We start from the raw sequence: 19251 nt of genomic DNA on the forward strand, positions 1-19251 counted from the left end.
CAGGCGTGACTATGACTTATTGTGTGGCAATGCGTTTATCGTCAGGGATGATTTTTGTATCCGATTCACGCACCAATGCGGGCGTCGATCATATTTCCTCGTTCCGTAAATTGCATGTATTTCAGGTCGATGATGAACGCACGCTGGTGCTGCAAAGCGCCGGCAATCTGGCTACTACGCAGAGCGTGCTGAGCCTGCTACGGCGCAACAACGGCGATAGCGATCAACCGAATTTGCTCAATGGGCGATCGCTGTATGACATCGCGCTGATGGTGGGCGAAACGCTGCGCGAGGTGATCAAGCGCGATGGCGAGGAGTTTGGCGGCACGCTGCTGCTGGGCGGGCAGATTCGTGGTGAGGAGCCGCGTCTATTCCAGATCTATCCGCAGGGCAACTTCATCGAAGCCAGCGTCGATACGCCTTATTTTCAGATTGGTGAGAGTAAGTACGGTAAACCGATTATTGACCGCGTGCTGCGCTATGAAACGCCGCTGAGTCAGGCGATGCAGTGTGCATTGATTTCGATGGATTCGACGCTGGCGAGTAATATTTCAGTGGGCTTACCGCTGGATGTAATGGTCTACCGCACTGACAGTTTCAGCGACAGCGAGCAATATCACATCACCGAGCACCATCCCTATTTTTCACAAATTCGTCAGCTGTGGAGCAAAGGGCTGCTGAGCGTTTTTTCGCAACTGCCGCCGTTGAAGCTATAAGCTGAGCGTTATGAAAGCGAAGCTGGATATTATTACGTTATATCTAGCTATTCGCTTCCATCAGAATATAAGGAAGCAAGTAATCATTTTTCATGCTTGTAATTTTCTCTTCAGAGAAATCTTTGAAGACTTCTGGTGTCCATGAATTATGCAGTGAAATAATGCCACATTTACACTTTGCCAGTTCGCTGGAAAAATCCTTCTGCGATTTTGGCATGAAATAGTATGACAAATAGCGTTCCCATGGCTCTTTCTCAGGTTGCCTGGCCTCTAAAATATTTCCCTCTTCAACGGCATCCAGAATATGAAGGTAATCATCATACTCACCACTTTTGATCAGGGGATCTAAAATGCCGTTGCCGACATAGTTCCATGAAATTTCGCCGCTAATGTTATTAAGACGCGCGATGATCCCCATGAACCACGCGGCAGTCAGTTTGTTTCTTTTATTAGCAGATAACACGGCAAGATGAATGCCTCGCGATGCTGGATAGCCAAAAGTATACAGTTTATCCCCTTTGAGAAAATTCATATCACTGATGTTTTTTGTGATTATGGTGTCGGCATCAATAAAAACACCGCCTAACATGGTTAATACCCATGCTGAAACCATGTCTGATTGCATTGCTAAAGAGAACTGGAAGAAAACCGGCGGCAGTATCTTTTTAGGTATGAAATCATAGATATTTTTATGATTAATGATTTTTATTTCCAGGTTGGGGATGTTGTTTTTCCAACTCTTCATACATAAATTAAGATAGGCCGGTTTGGTTTTCCCTGGCAGGTCAACCCAATAGGTGTAAATAATCATTTCGTGTCTCCTGAGTGGCATGAAAAGCATAGGCGACACGCTGTGAAAAAACTTAAGTGGCAGGGTTCAAAAGAGCACCGATCGATTACACCAGTTCGTTGATCTTCGCTGTCATATTAATCCCGCTTATCCCTTTCAATCCAAGCTTGTGCAAGATTTTTATTTTATAAGTACTCACAGTTTTACTGCTCAGCTGCAATTGGGAGGCAATCTCTTTATTACTCATTCCTGATGCGAGCTTAACTAATACCATCAATTCCCGGCGTGTGAGGCTCATCAATTTTTCACTTTCAATGAACTCATTCATGTCTGCAGCCGTATGCGTGACAGGATAAAAGCGGTTTCCGCGCTCAACCTCTTTAATTGCGCTAAGAAGCGTCTCTAACTCTCCGCGCTTGTATACATATCCTTCCACACCCAGTTGCAGGCAACAGCGTTGATAAAAAAGGCTTTCTGAAGCAGAAAAGACAATGATTTTTTGCTCTGGCATGGCGCGCTTAATATCTGCAATTAGCGGAATTCCCGCGCGGCCTGGCATGGTGAGATCGAGTAAAAGGACATCCGGGCGTGACTGATGAAGCTGAGTAATCAAAAGATCGCCTTTTTCGGCTATTCCGACAATGGTGTAGTTAAATGACTGTAACAGCGCCTGGATACCCGTACAGATTAATGGGTGATCGTCCACAATAAAAACTGAGTGAATCATATGTGTAGTCCAAAGGAGAAAATAAAAAATAAATGCAAAGTTAAAACACCAATGACTAAACACTAAATAGTGGTGTGACCAGATTAATTCACGCTGCTTAAGAATAAGCTTTAAGCCATGTCTTGAATTTAGGATTTTAAGGGGAGTTGCTGTTTTTTATGCGTTAGAACAAAGCAGGCTGCTACTTTTTACGCTCTGGCTGTAGAGCAGTCATAAATCTGAAAACAAGCCGTTTTAACGTCGAGGCGATAAACCGCTGCGCATAAAAAGGTGAATGATGTTTTCAGTTGATCAGCTTCTCGATACTTACTGGCCTGGCCATCAACCGGCGAACTGGCAAAAAAGCGTCCTGAAATGGGCGGTTCGTGAACATGAATTCCAGGCGTTTGCCGCCCGCTATCGCCACCTTAAAGGCGTGGATATGGTGGAGCAAGTGCTGGAGCACCTGGATGTGCGTTGTGAACTGAGCGAACGCGATTTGGAGCAGATCCCAACGCGCGGGCCGGCGGTGATTGTTGCTAATCATCCGCTTGGTGCGCTGGATGGCCTGGCGCTGCTGGCGGCGGTTTCGCAGGTGCGGCGTGATGTGAAAATTGTCGCTAACCGCATGTTGATGATGCTGGAACCGATCAACAACATGATGCTGCCGGTGGATAACATGGGCAACCGCACCAGCCGCGAACAGCTGACACATATGCAGCAGCATCTCGATAATCAGGGCGTGCTGATCATCTTCCCGGCGGGCGAAGTGTCGCGCCTTTCCAGCCGTGGCGTACGCGATCGTCACTGGCACCATAGCTTCTTACGCCTCGCCGCCCGCGCTCGCGCGCCAATCGTGCCGGTGCATGTAGTGGGGCGCAACAGCCTGGCGTTCTACGCCGCTGCTAAAATAGCCTCGCCGCTGGCGTTATTAATGCTGGTACGCGAAATGTTTCGCCAGCGCGGTACGCGCATCAAGCTGCACATCGGCGAGCAGATCCCCTTTGCCAACTGGCATGATGGCCACACGCCGGGCAAAGAGCTGGCGAAGCGGCTGCGCAAACATCTGTATCGCATTGGACAAGGGCGGCGCGGCCTATTTCAGACCGAAGCGGCGATCGCGCGTCCGGAAGATCGCGCCGAGCTGAAAAAAGCGCTGATGGAAAGCGAGCGACTCGGCACGCTGCCGGATGGCAAGCAGATCTACCTGTGGCGACGCAACTGCGCCAGCTGGGTGCCGTTGCTGCGTGAGCTTGGACGTTTACGCGAAGTGGCGTTCCGCGCTGTGGGCGAGGGCAGCGGGCGACGTCGCGATCTCGACAAATACGATGACGATTACTATCACCTGATTCTGTGGGATGACGATGCGCTGGAGATCGTCGGTGCCTATCGCTTTATTCCCGGCGCTGAGCAGCTGGAGCGCCGCGGGCTGGAAGGCATCTACAGCGATAGCCTGTTCCACTACGACGAGCGCATGTTGCCGATCATCAATCAGGGTCTGGAGCTGGGCCGCAGTTTTATTCAGCCCGCCTATTGGGGTAAACGCGGTCTCGATTATTTGTGGATGGGCATTGGTGCCTATATCGCCAGGTATCCCGAAACCCGCTATCTGTTTGGTCCGGTCTCAATCTCGGGTGGCATGCCGCTGGCGGCGCGCGATCTACTGGTGGCGTTCTATCGCCTGTATTTCCCCACCGAACTGCCGCTGGCAACCTCTCGCCGCCCTTATCCGGCCTCGCTGCCGGAAGTGCTGGCGCAGTTCACCGGCGATAACTACAGCGAAGATTTACGCCGATTGAAGCATCTGCTGGCGAACCTCGGGACTGCCATTCCCACGCTTTACAAGCAATATTCCGAGGTGTGCGAGCCGGGCGGCGTGCAGTTTATCGATTTCGGCAGCGATCCAGATTTCAATAATTGTATCGATGGTTTGGTGCTGGTGGATCTGACGCGGGTGAAGCCTGCGCGTTATGAGCGGTATATCGGCATGCACCTGTGAATTGGTCGCCATAAATGGCGACCCTACGACGGCACCCGAGCATTTGTAGGGTCGCCATTTATGGCGACCTGGCCCAATGTCATGGAATCGTCATCACAGTGTCGTAGGGTCTTAGCCGGACTGTTAGCGAAAGGCCAGAAACATGGCATCAATCACACTGCGCGGGCTGCGCAAATCCTTTGCGGCGCAGCCGGTATTGCAAGACATCTCGCTGCAGATTGCGCAGGGAGAATTCATCGCCGTATTGGGTCCGTCGGGCTGCGGCAAAACCACTTTGCTGCGCCTGCTGGCCGGATTTGAAACCGCCGATGGCGGAGAAATTCACGTTGGCGATCGCTGCTTCGCCGCGCCGGGCGTGCATCTGCCGCCGGAAGATCGTCAGCTTGGCGTGGTGTTTCAGAGCTACGCGCTGTGGCCGCATATGACGGTGACGGAGAATGTCTCCTACAGCTTGAAAGTTAACGGCATCGCGCGTGCAGAGCGTGAGCGCCGCACACAGCAGGCACTGGAACTGGTGGGATTAGAGGCGTTCGCCGCACGTCGTCCTGCCGATCTCTCCGGCGGCCAGCGTCAGCGTATGGCACTGGCGCGTTGTTTAGTGGCGCAGCCAACGCTGGTTTTGCTGGATGAACCGCTCGCCAACCTTGATGTCCACCTGCGCGCCACCATGGAAGAGGAGTTCCGCCGCTTCCATCATCACAGCCGCGCCACCTTGCTCTACATCACCCACGATCAGCATGAAGCGATGGCGCTGGCCGATCGCATCGTGGTGATGGATGCTGGCCGCGTGATGCAGTTCGCCACGCCGCAAACGCTGTGGCGCGAACCGGCGAATGCCATGGTCGCGCGCTTTATTGATGACGGCAAAGTACTGCCGATCAGCGATATCGAACCACTCGGCGATGGCCGCGCCTTTGCCACGCTGTGCGGCCTGCGCGTGCCGTTACGCTGCGCGCGGGATCAGCGCCCGCAGCCACAGGCGCAAGCCAGCTTTCATGCCGTCGATTTCCAGTTAGCCGCGCCGGGCGAACCGCAGTTTGCCGCGCGTGTGCAGCGGGTGATTTATCGCGGCGGCCACCATCAACTGAATGTCACGCCGCTGGATGCGCCCGAGTGCAGCATCACGCTGCTGCTGGCCGATCAACCTTTACCCGCTGTCGATGCCACTGTCGGTGTGGCACTGCGCGACGGCTGGATTCTTCCTTCTTAACTTCTTAAACCTTCAGGGAAATGCTATGCGTACGTCGTTCAACGTGTTGATGTTAGCCAGTGGTTTAGTGATGTCTGCCGCCAGCCTTGCCGACGAGGCACCGGCCGGAAAATTGGTGGTTTATACCTCGCAGGCACCGGAAATTGCCCAGCAAACCATGGATGCCTTTAAAGCCGCCTATCCCAATGTGCAGGTCGAATGGACGCGCAACGGCACCACGCAGTTAATGAACGTGCTGCGCACCGAAATGATGAGCGGTGAAGTCAAGCCGGATGTGTTGCTGATTGCCGATGCCATCAACCTTGGCGCGCTGAAAAACGAAAACCGTCTCTACAGTTACAGCGATGCGCCGCTCAGCCACATCAATCCGTCGTTCTACGACAAAGACAAAACCTTCTTCGGTACCAAAATCATCGCCACGGTGATTGCCTACAACACCCAGCACGCGCAGCCGATTGATAGCTGGAACGCGCTGGCGGTCGATGCCAATAAAGGGCAGATTGCGGTGCCAAGCCCGCTTTATTCCGGCGCGGCGCTCTACAAGCTGCACACCGATATCAACACGCCGTCGATTGGCTGGAGCTTCTATAAGAAGCTGGCGGCCATCGGCGTAGCGCCGCAGGGCGGCAACGGCCCGGCGCTAAAAGCGGTCGCCAGCGGGTTGGATAAGTACGGCATCATCACCGACGCTGACGTGATTCTGGCGAAGAAAAAGGGTTCGCCGGTGGATCTGGTCTATCCGAAAGAGGGCGTTTCCTACGTCACCGAGCCGGTTGCCATCATGAAAACCGCGCACAACTTGCCGGCCGCCAAAGCCTTCGTCAACTTTATGCTGTCAGAGCAAGGCCAGAAGCTGGTGGTCGAGCAGGGCAACCGTCCGGTGGACGATCGTGTCTCAGCACCGGAAGGTTTCACGCCGATCAACAAAATCAAGCTGCTGTCGCCGGACGTGGCGAAAGCGATAAAAGAAGATGCGGCAGTGCGCGATCAGTTCACCGCGCTGTTCGGTGGCTAAGCATGAGCGTGTTGAGCAACGAATGGCGCAGTGCGGCGCGCAAAGCGCCGCGCGTTAACAGCGAGCGGTTGATTCTGGCGCTGATGGTGCTGCTGATTGGTTTGCTGTCGGTCGCTCCGCTGATGCGGCTGGTGTGGACCGCCATCGCGCCCAACGGCGTGCCGGATATCGCGCGCTTAACGCGCCTGCTGGCGAGCGATCGCGTGTTGATCGCCAGCGGCAATACCTTGCTCATAGCGCTCAGTTCTACCCTGATTTCCGTGGTGCTCGGCACCGCAGCCGCATGGCTGGTGGCGCTCAGCGATCTGCGTGCTAAAACCGCCTGGGTGTTTGCGTTTATCCTGCCGCTGATGATTCCGCCGCAGGTGACTGCGCTGGCCTGGCTGCAGGCGCTGGCACCAGGCAGTCCGCTGGCGCTGCTGTTCGCCACGCCTGGATTGCCATGGTTTGCCCCCGGCGAGCAGCCGCTTTACTCCTTAACCGGCATTGTGCTGCTGCTCGGCACGCACAATGCGCCTTTAGTGTTTCTCACCGTGCGCGCCGGTTTGCGCCGTTTGCCTGCTGATTTGGTGGAAGCGGCGCAGGCCAGCGGGGCGTCTCGCGCCCGCATCCTGTTCACTATTGTGCTGCCGCTGGCGCGCCCGGCGATCTTTGCCGGCGCCGCGCTGACTTTTGTCGCGGCGGCGGGCAACTTCGGTATTCAGGCGATGCTGGGGATCCCGGCGCGCGTGCCTACGCTGATCACGCTGGTCTATCAGCAGCTGAATGGCATTGGCCCAGGCGCGCTGCCGAACACGGCGGTGTATGCGTTATTGATTGCGGTGATCACGTTAGCGGGCATGGCGGCCAGCGCCTGGCTGGGCGGACGCCATGATGTGCGCGTCAACGGTGCGCCACGTTTATGGCAGCAATCGCTGGGTCGCGGGCGAGTGGCGATTGAAGGCGTTGCCTGGCTGTGGATGGCGCTGACCTTGCTGTTACCGCTCAGTGCGCTGTTGATCACCGCGCTCACCAGCGGTTTTGGTCAGGCGCTCAGCTGGCGAACGCTGACGCTGGAGAACTTCCACGCCGCGTTGTGGGGCTATCCGGCGGTGCGGCACGCGTTTCTCACCAGCCTCGGATTAACCACGCTGACGGCGCTGATTTTGACGGTTTGCGCGCTGTTTCTCGCCTACTTCCTTAGCTGGCGGCGTACCAAACTGGTGCGCGGTTTGTGGCTGGCGAGTGAACTGACCTATGCGCTGCCAGGCATTGTCACCGGCGTGGCGGCGATGTTGTTCTTCCTGCGCCCGCTGCCGATCGTCAATATTTCGCTGTATGGCACGGTGTGGATCATTCTCGCCGCCTATCTGGCGAACTTCCTCGCGCTGGTGTTGCGCCCCACGCTGGCCGGATTTGCCCAGCTGGAACCGGCACTGGATGAAGCCGCACGTTTGTGCGGCGCCGGTTTTCTGCGCCGCATGCGCGACATCTTGCTGCCGCTGGCGGCACCCTCCGCGCTGGCAGGCAGCGTGCTGGTGTTTCTCACCGCACTCAACGAAATCCAGGTCTCGGTATTGCTGGTTACCTCGCAAACGCAAACCATCGGGCCGACCATTGTATTTCTCGATGAAGGCGGTTCCGCTTCGCTGGCGGCGGCGGTCGGTTGCTTGATGATTGTGGTGGTGTGCTTATTAATGGCGTTGGCCACACGTCTGACCCGGCGCCTGCCGCACGGCACTTTGCCGTGGCAAACGTAACGCCAGCCTGCCGTCAACGCATGATGATTTATAAAGTATCCCGCTGAACATTTTCTCGCCACTGCCGATAACTGACCTACCAACATTTGTCTGTAGATGAATAGCGCTTGTCAGCGCTGCGTATTTGCGCTTAAGTCTGCACGATAATTAAGAATTTTCTTAATCATCTCGACGATACCAGGCCAGCAATAGGCGAATAACAATGAATAATAACTCTGACGTCATGTACCGACTTTTGGTACAGAGCGTGGTGGATTACGCCATTTACATGCTCAAACCCGATGGCACCGTGGCGAACTGGAACGCCGGCGCGCAGCGTGCCAAAGGCTATACCCCCGATGAAATCGTGGGGAAGAATTTTGCGCTATTTTACAGCGAAGAGGATCGTAAAAACGGCGCGCCGCAGCGCGGGCTGGCGACAGCGACGGCCACCGGACGCTTCGAAACCGAAGGTTGGCGCTATCGTAAAGATGGCAGCGCGTTTTGGGCGCATGTGGTGATCGACGCTATCCGCGATGAGTTTGGTGAGCTGCTGGGTTTTGCGAAAATCACCCGCGACTGCACCGAGCAGCAGGAGCAGCAGCGTAAACAGCGTGAGCAGGAACAGCGTTTTCGCATGCTGGTGGAAGGCGTCAGCGATTACGCCATCTACATGCTCGATCTTGACGGCAACGTTGAAAATTGGAACGTGGGCGCACAGCGCGCGAAAGGCTACGTGGCCGAAGAGATCGTTGGACAGCACTTTTCACGCTTCTACAGCGCGCAGGATCGACTCAACCATATTCCGGAAAAAAACCTCACCACCGCCTTTAAAACCGGTCGTTTCGAAGACGAAGGCTACCGTTACCGCAAGGATGGCAGCGCGTTTTGGGCGCATGTCATCATTGACGCGATCCGCGATGATGCGGGCAAACTGATCGGTTACGCCAAAATTACCCGCGACTGCACCGAACAGCAGGCGCTGCTGCGTAAACAGCACGAGCAGGAGAAGAATTTCCGCCTGCTGGTGGAAGGGGTGCGCGATTACGCCATCTATATGCTGGATGTGGAGGGCCGCGTAGTGAACTGGAACAACGGGGCGCAGCGCGCCAAAGGTTATCTGGCTGACGAGATTGTCGGCCAGCACTTCTCGGTGTTTTACGGTTCAGCGGAACGTAATGCCAACGCGCCGGAAGCCAACCTTGGCATCGCCTTGAAAACCGGCCGTTATGAAGATGAAGGCTGGCGCTACCGTAAAGATGGATCGGCGTTTTGGGCGCACGTTGTCATTGAGGCAATCCGGGATGAGACCGGCAAACTGATCGGTTTCGCCAAAATTACCCGCGATATCACCGAACGCCGTGAAAACGAGCAGCAGCTGCTGCGCGCGCGGGATCTGGCGCAGTCGCAGAGTGCCAAAATGTCGGAGCTGTCGGGCTTTCTCGACACCATCATCAGCAATATTCCATCGTGCGTGATTGTGGAAGATGCCATCAGCCGTGAAATCCTGATGGTGAACGACAAAGCCGAGCAGCTGTTTGGCGTTAACAAAGCGCTGATCATGCATAAACGCCCGCACGAATGTATGTCGGCGGAACTGGGCGATTATTTTAATAGCCTGGCGGATGTGGCGCTGCGCAGTGAGGGCATTCATTCGCGCGAACAGCTGCTGCTGACGGCGGGCGGCGAGCGTATTCTGCATACGCGTGCCACCACCATCAGCGGCAAAGATATGCGTCAGAACTACGTGATGCTGATTGTCGAAGACGTGACCGACCAGCGCGAAGCCGATGCGCGCATCCGTCATATGGCGCATCACGATAATCTTACCAGCCTGCCGAACCGCGTGCTGTTCCGCCAGAAACTGAGTGAAGCGCTGCGCGTGGATAATCAAAATAATCAGGTTAGCGCCACGCTGTGTCTCGATCTCGATAACTTCAAAAACGTTAACGATGCGCTCGGCCACCAGATTGGTGATGACCTGTTGCGCGTAGTGGCGAAACGCCTGCGCAGCGCGCTGCGCGATCACGATACGCTGGCGCGTATTGGTGGCGACGAGTTTGCCATCGTGTTGCCCAATGTCCGTTCTGCTGATGAAGCGGCGGTGGTGGCGCAGCGGCTGATCGAGGGAATCCGTCCGCCAATAAATGTTGAAGGACATAACCTGTCGGTGGGTTTGAGCGTCGGCATCGCGCTCACCTCGCAAGCCACCAACACGCCGGAACATATGTTGCGCTGCGCCGATATGGCGCTGTACGAAGCAAAACGTAATGGCCGCAATCGCTTCGAACACTTCACCATAGAAATGGACGATCAGGCGCGTAGTCGTCGCGTGATTGAGAACGATCTGCGCGAGGCGATCTCCGGCCGTCAGCTCAAACTCTATTATCAACCGATCACCGACGAGAAGGGCATCATCGGCTATGAAGCGCTGATGCGCTGGCATCACCCGATTAAAGGGCTGATTATGCCGAACGATTTCATCCCGATCGCCGAAGAGACCGGCTTGATTCATATGCTGGGTGCTTACGCGTTGTATGAAGCCTGCCGCGAAGCGCAAAGCTGGAATACCGAACAATCGGTGTCGGTAAACCTGTCGCCACTGCAATTTAAGAACAGCTCGCTGGTGTCCGTGGTGGAGGGCGCGCTGCGTGAATCAGGACTGGCACCGCATCGGCTGGAAGTGGAGATCACCGAATCGGTGCTGCTGGACGATACGCTCGGTAATATCCGTACGCTGCAGAGTTTGAAAACGCTTGGCGTGCAGATTGCGCTGGATGATTTCGGCACCGGCTACTCATCGCTGAGCTATCTGCGATCGTTCCCGTTCGACAAGATCAAAATCGACAAGTCGTTCATCAACGATATGGGCGACAGCCGCGAGGCGCTGGCGATCATCCGCGCCATTACTGGCATGAGCCGCAGCCTCGATATTCAGATCACCGCCGAAGGCGTGGAGAGCGGCGAGCAATACGCCAAACTGCGTGAAGAGGGTTGTACGCTGTTCCAGGGGTATTTCTTTGGCCGTCCGCAGCCATCGGAATTGCGGTTGAAAGAGTTGGAATAGGCATAAAAAAACGCCCGACATGTCGGGCGTTCTCTGTTTTGCTGTGTGTCATCTTTATTATTATGCGCTGTGGCCGTCGACAGACATGTGGCCGAGATCTTTGTCCACTAGGAACAGGCCTTCGCCTTTATTACCCACCATCGCCAGTTTATCCAGCACGGTTTTAAACAGCTTCTCTTCTTCATGCTGCTCGGCAACGTACCACTGCAGGAAGTTGAAGGTCGAGTAGTCCTGCGTGGTTAATGCGGTGTGCACCAGCTCGTTGATTTTTTTGGTGATCAACTGCTCATGCTTCAGCGCTTCTTCCAGCACGTCGTTCAGTGACGTCCAGCTAATGGCCGGAGCCGCAATGCTGCCCAGCACCGGCAGAGCACCGGCATCGCTGACGTAATCAAACAGCTTCTGCATGTGCTGCATCTCTTCGCGAGAGTGCATTTTCAGGAATGAAGAGGCACCTTCATAGCCTTTATCGCTGCACCAGGCGCTCATCTGCAGATAGAGGTTGGCAGAGAAGAATTCGAGATTCAGTTGGTCGTTCAAACGCGAGGTCATTTCAGCAGTTAACATGGCTGAGTCCTTTTTAATTTGTCAGGTGAAGTACGGCGAATTATGCATCAATCTATACTTTTTTGTGAAGGACTTTCCTTAAAAAAGTTGAATTTATCTTATTGATTGTAAATGGAATTATTCCACATGTTGAATGCGAAGAGTTCTCACTTTTGACTAATTTTCATTCACGCTGGATTGATTATAGCTGCGCATCGGGCGATGCTGAGGCTTGCCTTTACTTGTCAGGAGCTTAGCGGTGTCGAACGTCTTAGAGCATTATCATTTTCTGCATGAAATCCCCGAGCTGGGTTTTCAGGAATTCAAAACCTCTGCTTATATTGCCGATCAGCTGGAAAGCGCCGGAATTAAGGTGACGCGCGGCATCAATAATACCACTGGCATGGTGGCGGAAATCGACAGCGGCGTGCCCGGTCCGGTGCTGGCCCTGCGTGCGGATATGGATGCGCTCGGTCATATCATTGACGGCGTGGCGTGTGCGCGTCACACCTGCGGCCACGACGGCCATTCGTCGGTGGTGCTGACGGCGGCGCAAGAGCTGTTGAAAGAGGGCGCGATCAAGAAAGGGCGGCTGAAGCTGCTGTTCCAGCCAGCGGAAGAACTCGGTGCCGGTGCGCTGGCGATGATTGAGGGCGGCGCGCTGGAGGATGTGGAGATGATTCTCGGCTTCCATGTGCGTCCGCTGGAAGAGTGCCATGTGGGGCAGGCGACGCCAGCGGTGATTTACTCCGCCTGCAGCACGCTGGAAGCCACCATCAAAGGCGCACCGGCGCATGCAGCGCGTCCGCATTTGGGCGTTAACGCGCTGGATGCGGCGGTGCAAGCGGTGCAGGCCGTCAACGCCATCCATCTGCCGCCGGGTTTGACCTGGAGCGTGAAAGCCACGCGTTTTCTGTGCGATGCGGGCGTGACCAACTCGGTGCCGGATGAGGCGCGCGTGGTGTGGGATTTGCGTTCGCAGGAAAACGCGCCAATGGAGGTGCTGAAAGAGAAAGTCACGCTGGCGATTCAGCACAGCGTGGCGGCGTTGGGTGCCACGGCGGACGTGGCGGTGCTGAAGGAGATGCCGGCAGCAGAAATTCATGAAGAAGCCACGGCGGTGATTCGTGCGGCGATTGTCGATGTGCTGGGTGAAGACGGTTTGCTGGATACCAAAACCACGCCGGGCAGCGAAGATTTCTTCTATTACCCGGTGAAAAATCCGCAGGTGAAAGCCGGTTTCTGGGGACTGGGAACCAATCTGGTGCCGGGCCTGCATCATCCCGAGATGCGCTTTGAGCTCAGCTCGCTGGAGATTGGCGTGAAGATCTTTAAGGCGGCGGTGGTGCGGGTGTTGGGGTGATTAGAGGGTTTCCCTCACCCTAGCCCTCACCCAGAGGGAGAGGGAACTGTCCATGCGGGTTTGCCTATTTATTCCCTCTCCCTCTGGGTGAGGGCCATGAAGGGCACCGATTCCCCCTTTCTGCGAAATATTGTATGCTATGCCGCCTCAATGCTGCCGGGATAATCGGAACTGCCGCCAATGTAGATCGCACACCTCTTGCTGTGAACTGACGCCACTGCGTCGCCATTGGCCGCGTTATCCTGCGCAATGACCCCGAAACGATTTATTCGCAGCGCGCCGCCCGCGTGTTGCCCTTGAAGAAGAATTCACTCAATGTCTAATGCTCCCTTTTTAGAAGAAGTGGCGCGCCGCCGTACTTTTGCGATCATCTCGCATCCGGATGCCGGTAAAACCACAATTACCGAAAAAGTGCTGCTGTTCGGACAGGCGATTCAAACCGCCGGTACCGTCAAAGGCCGCGGCTCCAACCAGCACGCGAAATCGGACTGGATGGAGATGGAGAAACAACGTGGTATCTCCATCACCACCTCGGTGATGCAGTTCCCGTATCGCGACAGCCTCGTGAACCTGCTGGATACCCCAGGACACGAAGACTTCTCCGAAGATACTTACCGTACGCTGACGGCGGTGGACTGCTGTTTGATGGTGATCGACGCCGCGAAAGGGGTTGAAGATCGTACCCGTAAGCTGATGGAAGTGACGCGCCTGCGTGACACGCCAATCATCACCTTTATGAACAAACTTGACCGTGACATCCGCGATCCAATGGAGCTGCTGGATGAAGTGGAGAGCGAGCTGAAGATCGCCTGCGCGCCCATTACCTGGCCAATTGGCTGTGGCAAGTTGTTCAAAGGGGTTTATCACCTCTACAACGACGAAACCTACCTGTATCAAACCGGTAAAGGCCACACCATTCAGGAAGTGCGCATTGTTAAAGGTCTGGCAAATCCAGAACTGGATGCGGCGGTAGGCGAAGATCTGGCACAGCAGCTGCGCGATGAGCTGGAGCTGGTGCAGGGCGCGTCGCACGAGTTCGATCAGGAATTGTTCCTGAGCGGCGAAATCACGCCGGTATTCTTCGGCACCGCGCTGGGTAACTTCGGCGTTGATCATATGCTGGATGGCCTGGTTTCATGGGCGCCGCGCCCAATGCCACGCAACACCGACACGCGTCTTGTGGAAGCGAAAGAAGAGAAATTCAGCGGCTTCGTGTTTAAGATCCAGGCAAACATGGACCCGAAACACCGCGACCGCGTCGCCTTTATGCGTGTGGTATCCGGCAAGTACGAAAAAGGCATGAAGCTGCGTCAGGTGCGCACCGGTAAAGACGTGGTGATCTCCGATGCGCTGACCTTTATGGCCGGTGACCGTTCGCACGTCGAAGAAGCCTATCCGGGCGACATTATTGGTCTGCACAACCACGGCACCATTCAGATCGGCGACACCTTTACCCAGGGTGAAAACATGAAGTTCACCGGCATTCCGAACTTCGCGCCAGAGCTGTTCCGTCGTATTCGTCTGCGCGATCCGCTGAAGCAGAAACAGCTGCTGAAAGGGCTGGTTCAGCTGTCGGAAGAGGGCGCGGTGCAGGTGTTCCGTCCGGTGCATAACAACGATCTGATCGTTGGCGCGGTCGGTGTGCTGCAGTTCGAAGTGGTGGTGGCTCGCCTGAAAAGCGAATACAACGTTGAGGCGATTTACGAAGCCATCAACGTCTCAACCGCTCGCTGGGTTGAGTGTAATGACGCGAAGAAATTCGATGATTTCCAGCGTAAAAACGAAGTGAACCTGGCGCTCGATGGCGGTGATAACCTCACGTACATCGCGCCGACCATGGTGAACCTCAACATCACTCAGGAACGCTATCCTGACGTGCGATTCCGCAAAACGCGCGAGCACTAATCGGCGTTGGAAGCAGGGCCTGTGATTTTCACTGGCCCTGTTTTATTGGTTACAGACTCCTCCTAATTCCGCTGCTTTTTTCCCTTTTTGGCGATATATCAACCACAAGAGCCAGCAAAAGCTGTAATCCCTACTACTATTATTCTGTCGGACGAGAAAAGAGACCTTTCGGGTTTCATTACGTCCAGTAACTCAGCAACGCCGTTCGTTGCTGGCGCATCCGCGATAACGGATGAGTTAACTGATAGAAGGATGATATCGATGAATAAGACTAAGATTGCCAAAACCCTGATTGCTGCCCTGGCCGGTTCTGCTCTGCTGAGCGGCGCGGCGTTCGCAGATGAATCACTGTCGCAGAAAGCACAGCAAACCTCCGACAGCGCGGGTGCGAAGATCGATAGCTCTATGAAAAAAGTCGATGGTTATATGGATGACAGCGGCATCACTGCGAAAGCCAAAGCGGCGCTGGTGGATGATGACGCGATCAAAAGTACGGATATCTCCGTCAAGACGCATGATGGCGTGGTGACACTGAGCGGCTTTGTGGCTTCTCAGGATCAGGCTGAAAAAGCCGTCGCGCTGGTGCAGAAAGTCGAAGGTGTGAAATCCGTCAGCGACAAACTACACGTTAAAGACAGCAAAAATGCTTCTCTCAAAGGTTATGCGGGCGATACCGCAACCACCAGCGAAATTAAAGCTAAGCTGTTAGCAGATGACATCGTGCCATCACGCAACGTTAAGGTGGAAACCACCGACGGCGTGGTGCAGTTATCAGGGGAAGTGGCGAACCAGGCACAGTCCGATCGTGCTGAGAAAATCGCCAAAGCCATTGAAGGCGTGAAAAGCGTGAAGAATGACCTGAAGGTGAAATCTTAACGCGAGCGACTCGGCACCCGCTGGTGCCGTTTCGTAATAAAAACAAAGGTGTAAATAAGCAGTTCGATTTTCACAATGGTAAAGGAGAGGCTTATGTTTCGTTGGGGTATTATCTTTCTGGTCATCGCTCTGATCGCTGCAGCATTAGGTTTCGGCGGTCTGGCGGGTACGGCAGCATGGGCAGCTAAAATTGTCTTTATTGTCGGTATTATTCTGTTCCTCGTGAGCCTGTTTACCGGGCGCAAACGACCCTGACTACTTGCGTCTCAATAGACGCTAACCCGCGAGTCACCTAAAGCGGAGACCGGTCTTTTGCGGCATACTATGAAGCCGCAACGATTGCAGAAGCAATTGGTCAGGGAACGACAATGACTGGTTCTCCGGGATGCTGCTTCGGCGACTCCCTCAGAGCAAGCAACACTGAGGGACATCCATTGGGAACACGTATTCCGTTGACGTTAGGTTCACTTGAACCGCTGGCTTTAACCCCTTTCAAATCCAGTAAAATCGCCTTGGTGTGCGAAGGCGGCGGCCAGCGCGGCATCTTTACCGCAGGCGTGCTGGATGAGTTTCAACGCGCAGGCTTCAACCCCTTTCAACTGTTACTCGGCACCTCGGCCGGGGCACAAAATCTGTCGGCGTTTGTCTGTGGCCAGCCTGGCTACGCGCGACGCGTCATCTCCCGTTACACCACCAGTAAACTGTTTTTTGATCCGCTTCGATTCGTGCGCGGCGGGCATCTTATCGATCTCGACTGGCTGATCGACATCACCAAACAGGAATTTCCGCTGGCGCTCAATACCGCTGAAGGGCTGTTTGCCAAAGGCAGCGAGTTTTATATGTGCGCCTGCCGCAGCGACGATTACCGCGCCGAGTACTTCAATCCGATTAGCTCCAACTGGCATGACATCCTGAAAGCGTCCAGCGCAATTCCCGGCTTTTACCGCAGCGGCGTGCAAATGGATGGCGTAAGTTATCTGGATGGCGGCATCAGCGATGCAATTCCGGTGCGCGAAGCCGCACGCCGTGGCGCGGATACCATTGTCGTGATCCGCACCGTGCCGTCGCAGGTATCCTATACGCCGAAGTGGTTCAAACGCATGGAGCGCTTTTTGTCTGACAGCGCCTTGCAGCCGATGATCAACATCCTGCATCAGCATGAAGAGAGCTATCGCGAGATTCAGCAGTTCATCGAGCAGCCGCCGGATAACCTGCGCATCATCGAAATCTGTCCGCCGAAACCGCTGGCGAGCATGGCGCTCGGCAGCCGCTTGTCATCGCTGAATCAGGATTACCATGTAGGCCGCCGCAGTGGGCGCTATTTCCTCGCCACGCTCGGTCAATGGCTGAGTGATGCCGAGCCGCTGATACGGCAAACCACGATTATGCCGCCCGCCGCTGTGGCGAATTCGCCCGACAACCGTCCACTGATTACGCCCGCGCTGGCGGAAAACGATGCGGATTATGATAAAGGCTCGCTGGCATGAAGTTTATCGATACGCATTGCCACTTCGATTTCCCGCCGTTCATTGATGATGCAGACGCCAGCATTGCGCGCGCTGCGCAGGCGGGCGTGGAACGCATCATTGTACCGAGCGTGGATGCCAGCCGTTTCGCGCGGGTGACGCAACTGGCGCAGCAGCATCCGGCGCTGTATGCCGCGCTGGGCCTGCATCCAATCAACATTGCTGAGCATCAGGAAGATGCGCATCTTGATGAGTTAGCGCACTGGTTGAAAAAGCCAGATAGCAAGCGGGTGGCGATCGGCGAGATCGGTCTCGATCTCTATATGGACGATGCGCAATTCGCCAAACAGACGCGGCTGCTCGATAAGCAGCTCAGGCTGGCGAAGCAGTACGATCTGCCGGTGATCCTGCACTCGCGCCGCACCCACGATCAGCTGGCGCTGCATTTGCGTCGTCACGATCTGCCGCGACGTGGCGTGGTACACGGCTTTGCTGGCAGCCAGCAGCAGGCGGAGCGCTTTATTCAGCTCGGCTACGCGATTGGCGTGGGCGGCACCATCACTTATGAACGCGCCAGTAAAACCCGCAACACCATCGCCAGCCTGCCGCTCAGTGCGTTATTACTGGAAACCGACGCGCCCGATATGCCGTTGCACGGTTTTCAGGGCCAGCCCAATCGTCCGGAGCGGGCGCGCAATGTGTTTGACGTGTTGTGCCAGTTACGCAGTGAATCCCCCGAAGTGATTGCCGACGCGCTGTGGCATAACAGCCAGCAACTGTTCGCCTTGCCTGCCTGATTCTCCCCCCGACAGATTCTGCATTTACGCTGCCTTACGCCTGATTAGCTACATTGATAAAGCTGAGAGTACACTTTCGCGCCCATTTTTGTGATAATAATAACAATGGTCATCACGGCGCATTTCGGCCTGACTGGCGGTTATTTGTGATTTATATCACTAAATAACTGTATTTAAATGACAGGTTTTCTTTTTCGTGTGACATGAAGCGCAATTCGTTGTCACGGTAGTTGTTAGAATTATCACATTCCCCGGTGGGTTGTGCCCGCCGATCTGAATTTTGGAGAGCATCATGACCGACCTGAAAGCAGCAGCACAGCGCGCATTGCAACTGATGGATTTAACCACCCTGAACGAAGACGACACCGACGAGAAAGTGATCGCGCTGTGCCGTCAGGCGAAATCGCCAGCCGGTAACACCGCTGCCATCTGCATCTATCCGCGTTTCATCCCAGCGGCACGTAAAGCGCTGCGCGAGCAGGGTACGCCGGAAATCCGCATCGCCACCGTCACCAACTTCCCGCACGGCAACGATGATGTTGAGATCGCGCTGGCTGAAACCCGCGCGGCCATCGCCTACGGCGCTGACGAAGTGGACGTGGTGTTCCCGTATCGTGCGCTGATTGCGGGCAACCGTGACATCGGTTTCGAGCTGGTGAAAGCCTGTAAAGAAGCCTGCGCAGAGGCAAACGTGCTGCTGAAAGTGATCATCGAAAGCGGCGAGCTGAAAGACGAAGCGCTGATTCGTGCTGCGTCGGAAATCGCTATCGATGCGGGCGCGGACTTCATTAAAACCTCCACCGGTAAAGTGCCGGTCAACGCGACGCCAGAAGTGGCGGCGATCATGATGCAAGTGATCCGCGATAAAGGCGTGAAGCAGCAGGTGGGTTTCAAACCGGCCGGCGGCGTGCGCACTGCGGAAGACGCGGCGCTGTATCTGAAGCTGGCGGACGACCTGCTGGGTGAAGGCTGGGCGGATGCGCGTCATTTCCGCTTTGGCGCTTCCAGCCTGCTGGCAAGCCTGCTGAATACGCTGGGCCACGAAACCGCGACCAGCAAAGCGGGTTATTAAGTTCA

16 protein-coding genes are annotated in these 19251 nt (G+C 55.3%); 13 read left to right on the forward strand and 3 right to left on the reverse strand.

The window, feature by feature from the left end; translation table 11 throughout:
• Positions 1-11: 11 nt before the first annotated feature.
• Positions 12-716: a proteasome-type protease gene (locus tag RTM06_RS00710; protein WP_008103315.1), complete on the forward strand. Its 705-nt coding sequence runs from the start codon at positions 12-14 to the stop codon at positions 714-716.
• 43 nt (positions 717-759) lie between these two features.
• Here RTM06_RS00710 and RTM06_RS00715 read toward each other — a convergent pair whose 3' ends face one another.
• Both RTM06_RS00715 and RTM06_RS00720 read right to left on the reverse strand, forming a co-directional pair.
• Positions 760-1527, reverse strand: coding sequence for a capsular polysaccharide synthesis protein (locus tag RTM06_RS00715; protein WP_312179171.1), 768 nt, complete (start codon positions 1525-1527; stop codon positions 760-762).
• A gap of 85 nt (positions 1528-1612) precedes the next feature.
• Complete coding sequence (locus RTM06_RS00720; RefSeq protein ID WP_312179172.1) at positions 1613-2233, reverse strand: response regulator transcription factor; 621 nt, start codon at positions 2231-2233, stop codon at positions 1613-1615.
• A 277-nt stretch (positions 2234-2510) separates the two neighbouring features.
• On the opposite strand from RTM06_RS00720, the gene RTM06_RS00725 reads away from it, so the two are divergent.
• From RTM06_RS00725 to RTM06_RS00745, 5 genes are all read left to right on the forward strand, one after another.
• Positions 2511-4211, forward strand: a complete 1701-nt coding sequence (locus RTM06_RS00725) for a lysophospholipid acyltransferase family protein (protein WP_312179277.1) — start codon at positions 2511-2513, stop codon at positions 4209-4211.
• 142 nt (positions 4212-4353) lie between these two features.
• Positions 4354-5421, forward strand: a complete 1068-nt coding sequence (locus RTM06_RS00730; protein ID WP_312179174.1) for an ABC transporter ATP-binding protein — start codon at positions 4354-4356, stop codon at positions 5419-5421.
• A 25-nt stretch (positions 5422-5446) separates the two neighbouring features.
• Positions 5447-6436, forward strand: coding sequence for an ABC transporter substrate-binding protein (locus RTM06_RS00735; protein ID WP_312179176.1), 990 nt, complete (start codon positions 5447-5449; stop codon positions 6434-6436).
• A gap of 2 nt (positions 6437-6438) precedes the next feature.
• The gene (locus RTM06_RS00740) at positions 6439-8175 is read left to right on the forward strand and encodes an iron ABC transporter permease (RefSeq protein ID WP_312179178.1); all 1737 of its coding nucleotides are present in this window, start codon (positions 6439-6441) and stop codon (positions 8173-8175) included.
• A 202-nt stretch (positions 8176-8377) separates the two neighbouring features.
• On the forward strand, positions 8378-11221 hold the full coding sequence (locus tag RTM06_RS00745; RefSeq protein ID WP_312179180.1) for a bifunctional diguanylate cyclase/phosphodiesterase: 2844 nt from the start codon (positions 8378-8380) through the stop codon (positions 11219-11221).
• A 60-nt stretch (positions 11222-11281) separates the two neighbouring features.
• Here RTM06_RS00745 and ftnA read toward each other — a convergent pair whose 3' ends face one another.
• A complete protein-coding gene (ftnA, locus tag RTM06_RS00750; RefSeq protein ID WP_256697419.1) occupies positions 11282-11788 on the reverse strand; it encodes a non-heme ferritin in 507 nt (168 codons plus the stop codon).
• Between the two features lie 238 nt (positions 11789-12026).
• Between ftnA and RTM06_RS00755 the strand changes: the two genes are divergently transcribed.
• From RTM06_RS00755 to deoC, 7 genes are all read left to right on the forward strand, one after another.
• On the forward strand, positions 12027-13130 hold the full coding sequence (locus RTM06_RS00755) for a M20 peptidase aminoacylase family protein (RefSeq protein ID WP_265299056.1): 1104 nt from the start codon (positions 12027-12029) through the stop codon (positions 13128-13130).
• 315 nt (positions 13131-13445) lie between these two features.
• Positions 13446-15035 carry a peptide chain release factor 3 gene (prfC, locus tag RTM06_RS00760; protein ID WP_312179183.1) on the forward strand — a complete coding sequence of 530 codons (1590 nt, stop codon included), beginning with the start codon at positions 13446-13448 and terminating at the stop codon, positions 15033-15035.
• Between the two features lie 261 nt (positions 15036-15296).
• Positions 15297-15911: a molecular chaperone OsmY gene (gene osmY, locus RTM06_RS00765; RefSeq protein WP_101761824.1), complete on the forward strand. Its 615-nt coding sequence runs from the start codon at positions 15297-15299 to the stop codon at positions 15909-15911.
• 93 nt (positions 15912-16004) lie between these two features.
• A complete protein-coding gene (locus RTM06_RS00770) occupies positions 16005-16166 on the forward strand; it encodes a DUF1328 domain-containing protein (protein WP_007893192.1) in 162 nt (53 codons plus the stop codon).
• A gap of 179 nt (positions 16167-16345) precedes the next feature.
• On the forward strand, positions 16346-17398 hold the full coding sequence (locus RTM06_RS00775) for a DUF6363 domain-containing protein (protein ID WP_312179188.1): 1053 nt from the start codon (positions 16346-16348) through the stop codon (positions 17396-17398).
• Positions 17395-18174: a TatD family hydrolase gene (locus RTM06_RS00780; protein WP_312179190.1), complete on the forward strand. Its 780-nt coding sequence runs from the start codon at positions 17395-17397 to the stop codon at positions 18172-18174. The genes RTM06_RS00775 and RTM06_RS00780 overlap by 4 nt, the downstream gene beginning before the upstream one ends.
• Before the next feature lie 292 nt (positions 18175-18466).
• Positions 18467-19246, forward strand: a complete 780-nt coding sequence (deoC, locus tag RTM06_RS00785) for a deoxyribose-phosphate aldolase (RefSeq protein WP_256697413.1) — start codon at positions 18467-18469, stop codon at positions 19244-19246.
• The last annotated feature ends 5 nt before the right edge of the window (positions 19247-19251 follow it).

The organism is Pantoea sp. CTOTU46764 (assembly GCF_031974595.1).
In the GTDB taxonomy this organism is placed as follows: domain Bacteria; phylum Pseudomonadota; class Gammaproteobacteria; order Enterobacterales; family Enterobacteriaceae; genus Pantoea; species Pantoea trifolii.